Origin of the sequence: Corynebacterium sp. L4757 (assembly GCF_043673995.1) — a bacterium.
In the GTDB taxonomy this organism is placed as follows: Bacteria; Actinomycetota; Actinomycetes; order Mycobacteriales; family Mycobacteriaceae; genus Corynebacterium.
Genome location: NZ_JBIMEN010000012.1, coordinates 1 through 13,905 on the forward strand (window position 1 = coordinate 1; position 13,905 = coordinate 13,905).

The window sequence follows — 13,905 nt, forward strand, 5'->3', positions numbered from 1 at the left end:
TTCCTATGCCCCAACTTTGCAACAGCACCAATAAACTGGCGCCCCGGTTATAAGTTGGGGCGCCAAGTCGATGTGCTCGAGTCGGGGGATGTTAGTGGCCGGTGCCAAGCCGGCCAGACAGTCGGTTCAGCCGGTCCTGACTGGGACCGTCGAGCCCGATAATGGACACGGTTTTGCCTCTGTCCTGGAACTTCTGCGTAATCGCGTCAAAGGTCGCGACCGTGGAGGCATCCCAGATCTCCGCCTCAGTGAGATCAATAGTGATATGACGGGCAGAATCGGTGTAATCAAAGCGATAAACCAGGTCATTGCTTGATGCCCAAAACAACTGGCCATGCACCCGGTAGGTACGAGTATCAATCTGGCCATCGCCATCGCCGTCGATCTCGGAGACCTTTTCAATGGAAACGATATGTGCCACCCGACGGGCGAACATGATCATCGCGGTGACCACACCCAGCACCACACCGATGGCCAGGTTGTGGGTGGCTAGGGTGGCAATAATCGTCACGGCCATAACAATGGTCTCAGGGACCGGCATGAGTTTAAGGGTGCGTGGATGCACCGAGTGCCAGTCGATCGTGCCGACCGAGACCATGATCATGATTGCCACCAGCGCAGCCATCGGGATCATGCCAACGATATCGCCCAGTGTCAGGACCAGGACCAGCAGGAACACGCCGGCTAGCAGGGTGGATAGGCGGGTACGTGCCCCGGATTCGCGGACGTTGATCATGGTTTGACCGATCATCGCGCAGCCACCCATGCCGCCGAAGAAACCGGAGGCAATATTAGCCACCCCCTGTCCCCAGGATTCGCGAGTTTTATCGGAATGAGTGTCGGTGATGTCATCGACGAGCTTGGCGGTCATCAACGATTCCATGAGACCGACCACGGCCATGGCCAGGGCATAAGGCGCGATGATCTGCAGGGTCTCCAACGTCCACGGCACGTTCGGAATAAACAGGGACGGTAAGGTCTCCGGCATCTTGCCCATGTCCGAGACCGTCGGGACAGTCAAACCGGCGGCAATGACCAAACCGGTGAGCACGATAATCGTGACCAGCGGGGCGGGGATCACACTGGTGAGCTTGGGGAAGAAAATCATGATCACCACACCCAAGCCGACGAGTGGGTAGACCATCCAAGGCACGTCAATGAGGTGTTCGAGTTGGGCGGTGAAAATCATAATGCCCAGTGCATTGACGAAACCCAGCATCACCGATCGGGGGATAAAACGCTGAAGTTTCGCCACACCGAGGGCGCCGAGCACGATTTGTAGGACACCGCCCAACAGGACGGTGGCGATGAAATAATCCATCCCGTAATCACGCGCCACAGGAGCAATGACTAGGGCAATAGCCCCGGTGGCGGCGGTGATCATTGCCGGGCGGCCACCGGTAAAGGCGATCGCAATGGCCATGACTACCGAGGAAAACAGACCCACGGCTGGGTCAACACCGGCAAGGATGGAAAAGGCAATGGCCTCAGGGATCAGCGCCAGGGATACCGCCAGTCCGGCCAGAATCTCTATACGGATACGGGCGGGGGAAGAAAATGCGTAACGGAAGGATGCGATGATCCCGGTAGGGGCATCAGCGCCGTCTGGACTCAGGAGGGGGTGGGGGGCCTCCGTGCTAGTTTCAGTCATAGATGTCCAATCTTTGAGGGGATAGGTAACTGGGCGAACGCCCAAAAGGAATCCAACCCTCTAGTAGCTTTAGGGTTGGTGATGGTGGTTATGGTAGCGGGAGTTTTACTCAACCGCCAACCCAGGCACAGGAACCCGTGGGTAACATCACCGTGAAGGAGAACAGGCAATGCAAAACAGTAATTTCAAGATCGGCGAGGTCGTTGACCAGACGGGGTTGTCGATTCCCACCTTGCGTCATTATGACAACGTCGGCCTGATTAGCCCATCGGGGCGTAGCCCTGGTGGGTTCAGGCTTTATAGTGAGGCTGATGTACGTCGTGTTTTGCTGGTGCGACGGATGAAACCGCTGGGGTTTACTCTGGATCAGATGCGGGAATTCCTGGAAGCTGCGGAGATTCTTCATAGTTCAGATGGCGGGCAGGACAGTGATCCCGCGCAGCAGGCACGGAGTAATGCCAAGGCCACCCTTGCCGACATTCGTGAGGAGACGCGCACCCGCTATGAAAAGCTACGCAAGCAAATTACCTACGCTGAGGAATTCCTCGATCTGGTCAACACCCTGGCACCCTAAACTGCCCCCATCCTTCGCAGGGAGAAAAAGACCATCCTATTGGATGTGCTCTGTCGAGTCGCGTTCCAGATGAAGTGGACGAACGCCCGCGGCCTCTCCGGAGTGGATGGCGATAGTGCAGAGGACTGGTGCTGTTGCAAAGTTGGGGGGGAGAGCAGTCGGCATCTGGAATTTGATCTTCAAAAATATTTTGCACTTTTCTCCGCGCAGGAGCTGACGTGATATTCGTGATCATTAGAGACTCATCATGGCACATACCCTTATTCTAAAAATGGGCTGTGCACTTTCCTGGCACTCATGGAATAGCTCCTGCAAAATAAGGATTACTGATGGAAAACTCTGCCCACCAAGCAATCGACAACACGCACGTTCACTACGTATTTATCATCGCCTGCGCACGCACACGCGACTATGCAGACGCAAAGGACGCGGCAGACAACGCCGCACGAACCCTCACCGAACTCGCGGAACTCCTACCGTCCACTTCCCCACTCTTCTCGGAAATGCGCCAATTGCGTTCTATCATTTACGCCGCCCAGCAAAGTCTCGCCCGACAGCAACAGCCCCAGGACTTGGAAAAAGGTCTAGACCTCATCACCACAATTGAAAAGCGCCTAAGTCCAGGCAAATAACACACACCATGGTTGCAATAATTATTGCAACCATGGCGTAGCGATAAGAATCTGTACCCCAACCCCTTTTGTCCACTGTGTCAATCATTATCCAAAGGAGCGGTTAGGTCGAACTACGGCAGGGCGCGCATCATCCAATGAAGCTCACGCACAATTAAAAAAGCCCCTAGGCATCCCCAGGGGCTAAGCCTCAGGCATCCCCGAGACTGGGGGGGTAACCCACAAGGACTACCACCGACCAACCTAATTATAACGCGACATGCAAGGCAAAGGCAATGAACAGACACTACTCGCACACTGCGGTGAAGGCCTTAACCATGGTTGCAATAATTATTGCAACCATGGTAGGGTGATGGGACAGCTTAAAACAGCTGGACAACCACCGAACCAAGCCAGACATGGCCAAAGGAGAATCGCAATGCCAACCGTGAGTATTTTGAACGCGAAAGGCGGAGTAGGTAAGTCAATGACTACCATGTGGCTCGCCGCAGCCGCAGTCTATTCCGACAAAATCACCATGCCCGTCAATATTGTCGATGCCGACGTAAACCAAGGCGATCTAAGCATCTGGTACGAAGATGCCGTTGCCGAGCACAACGAAGATCCAAACAAGCCCTACCTTGATATGCAGCTTCACTCCGGCAACCACGCACAAATCCTCCGCAAGCTACGCGCACTACCTAAAGACCAATTCACCATCGTGGACGGCCCGCCAAGCGATCACTCCATGATTTCGGAAGTCGCCCGACTCTCCGACCTTGTCCTTGTGCCCACGCCTGGTAGCCCTGGTGAAATCGAAAACGTCATGAATACCACCGACATGCTCAAAGCGGAAAAAGTTCCCTATCAGATCATGTTCACGCGCTGGCAAAAATCAGCCAATGTCATCCCCAACACTCGCGCAGTATTTGACGAAATGAATGAGCCATCACTGTGGCCACCCATTGCTCAAAGTACCTACCTACAAAGCGCCAAAGGTACGTGGCCACGCAACCACTTCAATGACCTACGTGGGCACGACGTACTACTTAATCAAGTCCTGGAGCTGCTCAATGGTTAACAAGAGTAACCGTGCTAGTGCTGCCGCCCGGCGACTGGCAGAACGTCGAAACAGACAAGAACAAGAACAAAAACAAGACAAAAAAGTCTCACCAACCGCCGCAGACATCCCTGACTCTCGAAACCGACTTTTAAGCACCACGGCAAAAAGAAGTCCGCACGACTACGCGCAACTTCGTGCCATGTCGGTTACCACCGTGCAACTGCCAGGGGACATCTACGAAGCAATGCAAGAAATCAAAGCTGAGACAGGTGTAGCGCCAGGACGCCAGCTACTTAATGCCCTACGTGTTGACCCGCAAGGCGGTGAAATCTACACACCCGACAAGCACGCCCCGATAGTACGTAAGGGGGCAAAGAGTATTCTCAACCCGCAACGGGTGCAGATCCGAATTCCTACCGAAGAATTCCTCAACGTCCGAGAGATGAGCTTTAGGAAAAACATATCCGTGACACAAATGTTTACCAACGCCTGGAAACGCCAACATAAATGGCGAACCAAAAAGCAAGAAGACTGACTACCAGTAATAAAGCACTCCAGTATGGTTGCAATAATTATTGCAACCATACTTACAAACGCACTCCCTGCTAACTCGACATAGCAGGGAGTGCGACTTTTTATCTTCCCTGAAAACTACACGAACAAAAAGTAAAACAGGAGTACTGATAGCAGTAGAAAACTAGTTAGCAGTGTTCCAATTTCCTCGCATCCGCTGCGGGAATTTCCACACACAATCATTGCCTGACCGCACCAGCGGTACTCGTGGATAACTCCCGTGGAACACAACCCCCAAGATGTGCAGGAAAGCCTTTTTAGTCTTAATAAGCCCTGCGGGCATTGTAGCTGCCACCTCCCTACAGGCAAGCACTTTCGCGGCATAAACCGCTGCGCTATTTATTCCACGATTACTTGCCCTCCAGTCGGCGGCAGCAATGGTGCAAAGCACCTTATTAAGCCAAAAAAGACCAGGAGAGAAACCAGTGCGGAGCCGACGCACGAAGTGCGCTAATTGTGTCATTACCTGCGAAAATGACCAAACGAATGGTTGCAATAATTATTGCAACCATGGTAGGATAAAGGTATCGCACACAGCGGGGGACACCCCACAAGCGATAACCGCCGACCACGTGGAAAGACATTTCCACACCAATCACAAAGGAGCCAGACATGGCCACCGGATTTAACGTCCACGACATAATCCACAACAGCATCCACCAAGGATTGGCTGACATCAGCGCCCAAATGAAAGCGCAAGAAACCGCCGACAAAGAAGGCTGCATCTGCAAACGCTGTCACAAACCAGCTCCCCTCGGTGTCGGTTACATCAGCCACGACCCCAGCATCACCTACGCCGACTCAAAGGCCCGCACCAACTGCCCATGCGGATACTCCCAAAAAATCTAACCCACACCCACCGAAAGGACATCACAATGGAACTCGTTACCGGAACGTTCACCGTCAGCGCTGCACAAAAAGCAGTCATCGACACCATGTGCGCCCCACACTTCTCCCTGACACACTTCAATAACGGGACTATCGGAGTGGTAGACGTTATTGATGACCACACCGTACGTAACTACTCCATCAATCCAGACGGCAGCCACGTCATCGAAGAGCTAGAAGAACTAGGCGGAGGCTGGAAACAAGTAGCCACCAGTTAAACCCCATGCCCCGGACAAAGTCCGGGGCAATACCTTTAATATACTGGCAAAATAGGCAAAACCATGGTTGCAATAATTATTGCAACCATGGTAGGATAAAGGTATCGCACACAGCGGGGGACACCCCACAAGCGATAACCACCGACCACGTGGAAAGACATTTCCACACCAATCACAAAGGAGCCAGACATGGCCACCAAAGAACACCCCTCCATGGCAGAAGCACTAGCCCTCCTAGAAGCAGAACTCGGCGCACGGCCACTCGCCCAGCCCCAGGCGCGGCACGCACACTAAACCTGCCGGGAGGGGCGCGCATTCCCCCACACCACGCGCACTACCAACCGACCACGGCCAGACATGGCCACCACAACATAAACCCACCCCATCGACCTAGACGAAATCACCACCCACACCCACGACATCACCGCCATACAAACCGTGATTACAGACGATCTACAAGGCGCGACGGCACTCGATATAAACGGCCACCCAGTATCGCTACTCGATACCACTGGAGACACCCTCAAAGAAGCCGCACTTGAAATGCAAAACTATTTCAACCTATACGTCCAAGATGTCGTGCGCGACTTTCTCATTGAAGATGTCACCATCGAACAAGACACCATCGTCGTAGTTCTCACAGGAAAAATTTCCCACAGCACCGGGAGCCAATACATCAAAGACCCACAACTATGGAGTCAAGTCGTAATCGCCGCCACACCACGACACCACTAGGGCAGACGAGCACAACGCAAACCAACGCCCTGGAGCAGCTGGTCGCCAACAAGCGAGCAGCTGCTCCAGGGCTATAAAGGCGTGACAGCAAAAGCAATCCGCGAACTTGTACCTGCCGAAGAATGGAAAGCTAGACGAAAAAACGCAACACAACCGCGAACCGCGCGCGGCAGCATCTCATGGAAGGAATGGAGCGGGGGAGCGCGTTCAAGAACTTTCACCGAGCACACCTATAGCGGCGAGTATGAAGTGAAAGGCGACTGGCTCACCTTTACCTAACAAGGAAAACAAATAAGAAAGAAAGCCAGCGAAAACTCCATCACCGTAATTGAGGACAACGCCTAACGCCGAAAACAATCGTTGGCTAAGACTGCACAACTGGCTTAGCCGCCAGATTGAATACCTACAAGACGGACAGGCGGACAAGATACTTATCAGGTGTACGAAGCCAACGCACTTGAAGAGTTAAAAGGCGGCTGCTACTACATTGAGCGCTTAGAAGGGAGTCAGAGGAAATCGGGGAACAATAGCTACCACCGAAAAAATAAGCTGCGCCCGGACACGACGTGTCCGGGCGCTTACTTGTAGTTCGGCTACCAGAGTCGCGACTGATTGTCGTCGAGCACGTTGAAATCGCGCGCAGCCTGCAAGGAATCCTCGTCCCAACCGTCACGCACAGCGTCTCGCACTAACTGCGAACGCAAGGCACGACCGGCACTTCCCGATCCCGGAGAGCTACCAGCATGCCTGCCACGGTCAACTGCCCAAGAAATATTTTCAGCCTGCGTAGCCAAACGAACGTGATACGAACCAGCGCGCACGCACAGCGGCTCGCAGCAGAAATGCTCGCCTACTAAGCCTTGGGGAATTTCTTTACCAGTGGCAATCATCAACGCGAATCGGTGGGCAGAGACTGTTCGCCGGTGTCCGCCAACTTGCCACGAAAAACGGCCGTACCCGTCAGGCGTTGAAATTGGGCCGACCCACAGCCAACACGCTGATCCAGGGCCGCGAACCACGTTCGACCAAAACCGGCGAATAGATTTCTCATCGGGACGCAAGGAAGAATCAAAGGTAACGCCACGACGCACACGGGGGAGAGGAGTCGCGGTGCGTTCTTCTCCTGCGAGTTCGAATAACGGAATGTATTTACCAGACACAAGCTAGATATTTTCCGAAGAATTATCCAACATATTTGACTCCGATGAATCGTCCTCGTCCTCCAGGCGCTCCAATTCCTCTGCCCGTTTGATGATCGCCCGCAGGCGATTAACGCTTAGACCCGTGGAGTCTGCCGCTTCGTCCATTGTTACGCCGCTGTCTTGAAGTTTCCGGATAGCTTTCGCGGACTCAATCGTCGCCAACTCAATTGCTTCTTCTTGTGCGGCAATCTCGGTGAATTGCTCCACTTTCAATTTGAGGACTGCCTGAACCTTCTGGTTCATTTGCTTACGAATGGATGCACGAGAATTTCTTTTTACTGTAGCCATGACCCCACACTACAACGCAACACAACCTAACTCGAGGCCGATATTCTTTTCTCCATTAGTTGATGTTCATCCTAGGCTAAGTCTCCAAAATTCTCACGCCTGGACTTTTTCTCTTTCTCTCACTAAGCCGTTGTTTTTCTCCCGTTGTTTGTCTGGCAGACAAACTCGTTTCCGTCGTTGTTTCGCTTAGCGACGCCCACTTCGGTGTTACACACCTATTGCAGATAATCTGACTTTCGGTTTTTGCCGCTCACAGGCTCGCGAATGGTGGTAGCTGGATTGCTTTGTTTTTGACGCATAAGATGATTGTCATGTTGTCTATGAGGGTCGTTCATGCGGGGGAAGGCTATGCCTACCTGATGAATTCTGTGGCGTCTCATGACGATGAAACTGCGCCGGAAATACGCCTGGGGGATTACTACAATGCCAACGGTACTCCGCCTGGTCGTTGGTTCGGCAAGGGACTAAAAGGTCTTGGAAATACTACGGCAATTGCTGGAACTACGGTTGTTGATGAGCAGATGGCTGCGTTGTATGGCGAGGGTATGCACCCGGATGCTGACGCAATGATCGATGATGGAGCGGAGCTTAAAGACGTACAACTTGGTCGCACTTATCCGTACTTTACGGGCAATGAACCGGTCTTAGATGCGGTGAAAAAAGCTGAGAAGTCTTTTAGAAATGAGAACGGTCGACGCGCTAATTCTGAGGAAAGAAACCGTATTGCTTTCAAGATTTCGACACCTTTTTACTTAGAAGAAACCGGTGCGATTGAAGCACCCGAGCGTGATGTTTTGGCGTGGTTGAATGAGAAGAAGAACCGGGTTAAGCAGCCTACCTCTGGTGTCGATTTAACTTTTTCTCCGGCAAAGTCGGTGTCTTTAGTGTGGGCTTTAGCGGATGATGACACTCGGAAAACTATCGAGAATGTTCATCAAAAAGCTGTGGAAGAAACGCTCGCCGAGGTAGAAGAAGAGTTTCTTTTTACCCGCACTGGTGCCCGTGGCGAGAGGGTTATTAAAGCTCGTGGCATGATTGCTTCGACGTTTATGCACTATGACACTCGTGCTGGTGATCCCGATTTGCACACGCACTGTTTGATTTCTAATAAGGTGCAAGCAGAGCGCGGGCAGCAAGGTTTAGATGATGATCAGGCGGATAAGTGGCGGTCGCTTGATGCTCGTTATCTGTTGAAAAACTCCGCTCGTATCGGTCAGCGCTATCAAGTAAAGATGGCTCAAGCGTTAGGGCGTGAGCTTGATTTAGAGTTCTACGAGCGCGCTTCTGACGATGGAAAAGCACCCGTGTGGGAGATTGCAGGCATTGATGAAGAACTGATTAACAGTGCTTCCCAACGTCGCGCAGGGGCACGTCCGGTGTATGAAGAATACGCCGAAAAGTACCGCACCACCCATGGTCACTTTCCAGATATGCGTACCCGCAACAAGCTGTGGCAAGCGGCAATTTTGGAAACCCGCGACGCGAAAAAGCCCGCCCAGTCACTGGCGGATCACCGTAAACAATGGCTTGAAACGCTTGGCAATGGTGAACAAATTGACCTTGATAGATTGCGTAAGAAGAGCCAGGATTACGCCGTTCGGAGTGAGTTTCCTGTCGATATTTCATCAGAGGACTACGCAATTGCCATTGCTGAACTAGCAGACAATGCCGTCGAAGATACCCGCCAGCGACGTGCAGAATTTAACATCCGCCACCTAGAAACCAGTGTCTCCATGCACCTGACGAAGTGGAAATTTGCCGACGATAGCCATGCTGAACGGGTGCGTTATGAGGTTATTGACCATGCAAAGAAGCATCATTTAACCCAGCTAGGTGTAGTTGATTCTTCTCATCTTCCTGCCGCTCTAGTGCGCGAAGATGGACAATTGATCACCGCCGAGCACAACGGTATTACCTATACCGCGCATGCTACTTTGGCCGAAGAGAATAAGGTTCTGGCAGGTCTTAATGAGCTAACCGGTTACACCATAAGTGATGAAGCAGTCGACCAGGCGCTGCAACGAAATGTGGAAAAGCACGGCTTTGCGCTTAATGATGGACAGGCAAAGATGGCACATTCTTTGCTTGTTACTGGCGAGAAATTAGCGTGTGCGGTTGGTCCTGCTGGTACTGGTAAGACTGCATCAATGGCGGTTGTGGCTGACGCTTGGAAGAATCAGAACCGTCAGGTGATAGGTCTAGCACCATCCGCACGCGCTGCCCGACAGCTTGGACAAGACGCGGATATTACCGCACAAACCTTAGCCGCGTTAACCTATCGCTGGCGCGGAATCATCGGAGATAGCCCCCGAGATACATCGAAGTTGGGCATAGAAATTAACCCTGGGGACATGCTGCTGGTTGATGAAGCGGGCATGGCCACGACCGCAGATCTGGCGGCATTGACGGAAATTGCCGATGAAACAGGCGCAGTGATCCGCATGGTGGGCGACCCACACCAGCTCGACGCAGTAGAAACTGGTGGACTCTTCCGTACGCTGGTGCGCCAATCTAATGCGGTCGAACTCGACACTGTAATGCGCATGGGTGCCGATGTTGAGCAGGCAGATACCTCCACACGGCTGCGTCACGGTGACGTAACTGCACTGGATCTCTACCGTCAACGCGGTTGGGTTCATGGTGGTGCTCGCCAGGACATGATCGCTGATGCTGTTGAAGCACACCTTGGTGACCTTGGTGCCGAGATTGACTCCGTCGTGATTGCTAGTCGCAAAGAAGATGTCGCAACCGCGAATAACTTGATTCAATCCGAGCTAATAAAACGTGGCGTTGTCCGTGCTTTATCTTCTGGAATTGCACTGGCTGATGATGCCCGCGCGCACCTAGGCGATACGATTTTAACCCGCAAAAATGACACGCTGCCAAGCGGTCGCCGCGTGCTCAATGGTGAGCGTTTCGAAGTTGCAGGCCTTTTAGATGATGGTTCTTTGGCGGTTAAAGAGCTAAACGGCAAGAACAAAACCATGGTGTTGCCTGCTGATTACGTTCGGGAACACGTGCAATTAGGCTATGCCTCTACTGTGTATCGCGCGCAGGGCATTACGGTGGAAAATGCTCGGGCGATTGTGGGAGCAGAAACCGATCGCCGCGCGCTGTATGTGGCTATGACGCGCGCCAAGTGGCAAAACCACGTCTATGTGGCCGATGATCTTCCCTTTGATTTCGACGCAGAACAAGCTCACTGGCATATGTCTGGTGAGGATAAGCCGGACTACAACGATATTTTAGAGCGCATTGTGCTGCGCGATTCTGGCCAGCGAAGCGCTAGTGATCAGCATCGAGAACTGGTTAACAAGGCAGAAAGCACGCAGCAGCGACGCGAGCTATTTGCTACCGCCGCAGATATGCTGCACACCGATTACCGACGCGAAGTAGTCGAACCTGCCGTTATCCGTGCGCTAGGTGAGTTGCCTGCAACTATGACCAATGGTCTAGATCATGACCAGGCCGTGGAACGTATTTCTACCTCGATTCAGCGGTTGAACCAGGCCGGTGTCAACGGTCTGCGCGAGCTATCTTTTGCCACCGATGGCTTAGAAGGTGCTGAGGATGTCGGGGCAGTTATCCAGCATCGACTAGAACAACAACGCCCAGAAGCTACTCCTGAACTGGTTGTATTGCCGCCACGTCACGATAATGATGATGGGCAGCTCTATGACTGGGCAGAAGCCGCACGCATTGACCTTGCTGAGGACAAACCACGTCAGCTACGTCCAGTAGACCCACCACTTCCCGAAAGTGGCGAAATCCGCGGTAGAGATTTGCGCTTTGCAGATTTGCGCGGAGTCGAGATAGACCGCTTGAAGTTTGTGGACTGTGATCTGTCTGGAGCAGTCTTTGATGATGCCGATATTCACCGCACCATGTTTGAGGACTGCGACTTGAGTTCCACGTCCTGGCGCAACGTAGGAATCGGTGTTGGTGACTCACCATTTGCCGTCAATCAAATTGTCGGTTGTGAACTGACAGGCGCTGATTTCACCAAGGCTCAAGTTCGTAACTTGCGCTTGGTCAATTCCACTGCGGATAAGACTCAGTTCGGATTATCCGAGCTTGCTGGGCTACACCTAGAGCGGACAGCATTGACCAACACTGACTGGAGTGGCGCTGATATTAAGTCGGCCACGGTTGTAGATTGTCAGCTTGACGCAACGGTACCGGAAGAACTAGCAACAGTAGCGGGCGAGCTAAACGCTCAACGCGAAAAGCGCGCCGAAGCATCCCGACGCGCTCACTACGCAGGGGCCGATAACATTTGGCCAGAAGAACAAGTCACCAGCCAAGAAGCAGAGCCTAGTGTTGGAGAAAGTCCTGAGCTATAGCTCTGCGGAATCAGCCTGTTCTGCCTCAGCAAGTTCATCTAGCACCGCTGCGGAGACGAGTTCTGACTCCACTTCATCAGCGCCAGGAACCATGGCTTCTTCGGGGTTCTCGCCGTTGATACCGGCAGAATAATCCGCTGCTATTAACTTTTCTTCATCTGCGTCGATTTCTTCGAGGTCGGCGGAGTATTCGCTGTGATTTAGCGGGTTAGTTTCTCGGGCTTCTTTCACGATGGACGCTACAGATATCAATGCCCCTGAGCTTTAACCAAATCGAGGGGAATCTACTACACATCCGATTTTCAAAGCACAGCTGACTCTATGCTATCGGCCTTATCCAGCAACTATGATCTGCGCATTGTAAGACTCAACGCCACACCGAGCCGCATAATAGAAGCTGAAAATAACACTGCTGTGATTTAATGGGGAGAAAGAAGCGCGAAAGGCATACATCCCGTGTTCGAGTCCGGGGCGCGCACGTTACCCAAGAAATGGGTAACCCCCCGCATCATAGAGCTGGCACTCTAGCGAGGGGTTCATACAACGGTTCCACCGTTTGACTATAAGCATACACCACAAGCAGGTGTGCAAGTAGTTAAACGGTGGCACCAAGAAAGGACTTCCCTTATGGCACTGCCACCAGAAAAACTCGCACAACTAAAAGCCGCCCAAAAGGCTGCTGCGAACCAAGAACTTGAGCAGTCAAAAGAAATAATCAACGCCCAAGACATTGGCTACACATCCAAGCTCTTCGTCCAAGCATTATTTCCATACCGCAAGACCGACGAAGAAAAGCGAGTCATAGAGACAGCACAAGGACGGATCGTTGTCTACGCCGATGGAGGATTGCCCTACGGCAAATATCCCCGACTAATCATGGCCTACATCATCACCCGCGCCGTGGAAAACGCTGGAAAGCTCAAAGCAGGCAAAATAGACTTTGAGCAAGCAGTGCGCATCCCTCTCGGCCACTCCATGAACCACTTCCTCCAAGCCATCGGCATCCACGGTCGAGGAACCGGTGGGAAAAAAGGAACTCTATCGATTGTGCGCGAGCAACTATTGCGCCTGGCTGATGCTCGCGTGACCGTAAAAGAGGACGATGGCGTACGCGCACGTGGCAAACACACTCAAATCATGGATGAATGGGACTTATGGTTTGATGCACGCGACCCCAATCAAGGAAGCTTCATCGAGTCCTACATCAAACTCACACCACAATTTTTCCAGCACATTGTCGAAGCCCCCATCCCTATCGACCTTGCTGTGCTACGCCAGCTCACCAAGCCACGGTCAATGGACATTTATATCTGGCTAACGGTTAAGCAGTTTTGGCTTAGCAAAAACAACCGAGACTCCTACCTATTTACCTGGGACATGATGGCACAAAGCTTCGCCACCAAACCTCTCACAAGCAGTCAAAACCTCGCCGATTTTCGGCGAGAATTAAAAGCTGCCATTCAAGACGTAATTCTGGTTTGGCCAGATGCTGGTATTGAAGTCTCAACAGGCGGAGTAACTGTCTCAAAGACGGCTCCCTCAGTTGAGAAAAAGCCGCCACGTCCGCAGCTGGATTAGTACTCATCAACGAGTGAGCGCCCCTTGTGGGCGCTTTCTTTATGCCCTGGTCAGGCTGCGCAGATGTTCCCATACGTTCCTGCGCAGATGTTCCCATATAAACATATGCCCTGGTCAGGCTGCGCAGATGTTCCCATACAGTATTTTTGGTTGCGCAGATGTTCCCATACAGTTGCGCAGA

The 13,905-nt window shown here is 52.5% G+C and carries 14 protein-coding genes; 10 read left to right on the top strand and 4 right to left on the bottom strand.

Annotation, left to right across the window (positions count from 1 at the left end; translation table 11 throughout):
* Positions 1–91 precede the first annotated feature (91 nt).
* The gene (locus ACG98I_RS11645; RefSeq protein WP_394720523.1) at positions 92–1,651 is read right to left on the bottom strand and encodes a SulP family inorganic anion transporter; all 1,560 of its coding nucleotides are present in this window, start codon (positions 1,649–1,651) and stop codon (positions 92–94) included.
* Between the two features lie 169 nt (positions 1,652–1,820).
* Between ACG98I_RS11645 and ACG98I_RS11650 the strand changes: the two genes are divergently transcribed.
* From ACG98I_RS11650 to ACG98I_RS11685, 8 genes are all read left to right on the top strand, one after another.
* Positions 1,821–2,225, top strand: coding sequence for a MerR family transcriptional regulator (locus ACG98I_RS11650; RefSeq protein ID WP_018297443.1), 405 nt, complete (start codon positions 1,821–1,823; stop codon positions 2,223–2,225).
* A gap of 329 nt (positions 2,226–2,554) precedes the next feature.
* Entirely contained in the window at positions 2,555–2,857 is a 303-nt protein-coding gene (locus ACG98I_RS11655; RefSeq protein ID WP_394720829.1) for a hypothetical protein, read from the top strand.
* A 418-nt stretch (positions 2,858–3,275) separates the two neighbouring features.
* Positions 3,276–3,917: a ParA family protein gene (locus tag ACG98I_RS11660; RefSeq protein ID WP_394720828.1), complete on the top strand. Its 642-nt coding sequence runs from the start codon at positions 3,276–3,278 to the stop codon at positions 3,915–3,917.
* Positions 3,910–4,434, top strand: coding sequence for a hypothetical protein (locus tag ACG98I_RS11665; RefSeq protein ID WP_394720827.1), 525 nt, complete (start codon positions 3,910–3,912; stop codon positions 4,432–4,434). Before ACG98I_RS11660 ends, ACG98I_RS11665 begins: the two co-directional genes overlap by 8 nt.
* A 650-nt stretch (positions 4,435–5,084) precedes the next feature.
* Positions 5,085–5,321 carry a hypothetical protein gene (locus ACG98I_RS11670; RefSeq protein ID WP_394720826.1) on the top strand — a complete coding sequence of 79 codons (237 nt, stop codon included), beginning with the start codon at positions 5,085–5,087 and terminating at the stop codon, positions 5,319–5,321.
* A gap of 26 nt (positions 5,322–5,347) precedes the next feature.
* Positions 5,348–5,578, top strand: coding sequence for a hypothetical protein (locus ACG98I_RS11675; RefSeq protein WP_394720825.1), 231 nt, complete (start codon positions 5,348–5,350; stop codon positions 5,576–5,578).
* Positions 5,579–6,016: 438 nt separating this feature from the next.
* The gene (locus ACG98I_RS11680; protein ID WP_394720824.1) at positions 6,017–6,313 is read left to right on the top strand and encodes a hypothetical protein; all 297 of its coding nucleotides are present in this window, start codon (positions 6,017–6,019) and stop codon (positions 6,311–6,313) included.
* Between the two features lie 81 nt (positions 6,314–6,394).
* On the top strand, positions 6,395–6,592 hold the full coding sequence (locus tag ACG98I_RS11685) for a hypothetical protein (protein WP_394720823.1): 198 nt from the start codon (positions 6,395–6,397) through the stop codon (positions 6,590–6,592).
* 314 nt (positions 6,593–6,906) lie between these two features.
* On the opposite strand, the gene ACG98I_RS11690 is transcribed toward ACG98I_RS11685, so the two are convergent.
* Entirely contained in the window at positions 6,907–7,473 is a 567-nt protein-coding gene (locus tag ACG98I_RS11690) for a hypothetical protein (protein ID WP_394720822.1), read from the bottom strand.
* Positions 7,474–7,476: 3 nt separating this feature from the next.
* On the bottom strand, positions 7,477–7,803 hold the full coding sequence (locus tag ACG98I_RS11695; protein WP_394720821.1) for a hypothetical protein: 327 nt from the start codon (positions 7,801–7,803) through the stop codon (positions 7,477–7,479).
* A 320-nt stretch (positions 7,804–8,123) separates the two neighbouring features.
* Here ACG98I_RS11695 and mobF point away from each other — a divergent pair, with 320 nt between their 5' ends.
* Positions 8,124–12,146: a MobF family relaxase gene (mobF, locus tag ACG98I_RS11700; RefSeq protein ID WP_394732571.1), complete on the top strand. Its 4,023-nt coding sequence runs from the start codon at positions 8,124–8,126 to the stop codon at positions 12,144–12,146.
* Here the strand turns inward: mobF and ACG98I_RS11705 are convergent.
* A complete protein-coding gene (locus ACG98I_RS11705) occupies positions 12,141–12,398 on the bottom strand; it encodes a hypothetical protein (protein WP_394720820.1) in 258 nt (85 codons plus the stop codon). The two genes, mobF and ACG98I_RS11705, sit on opposite strands and share 6 nt — an antisense overlap.
* A gap of 375 nt (positions 12,399–12,773) precedes the next feature.
* Here ACG98I_RS11705 and ACG98I_RS11710 point away from each other — a divergent pair, with 375 nt between their 5' ends.
* Positions 12,774–13,724: a replication protein RepA gene (locus ACG98I_RS11710; RefSeq protein ID WP_394720819.1), complete on the top strand. Its 951-nt coding sequence runs from the start codon at positions 12,774–12,776 to the stop codon at positions 13,722–13,724.
* The last annotated feature ends 181 nt before the right edge of the window (positions 13,725–13,905 follow it).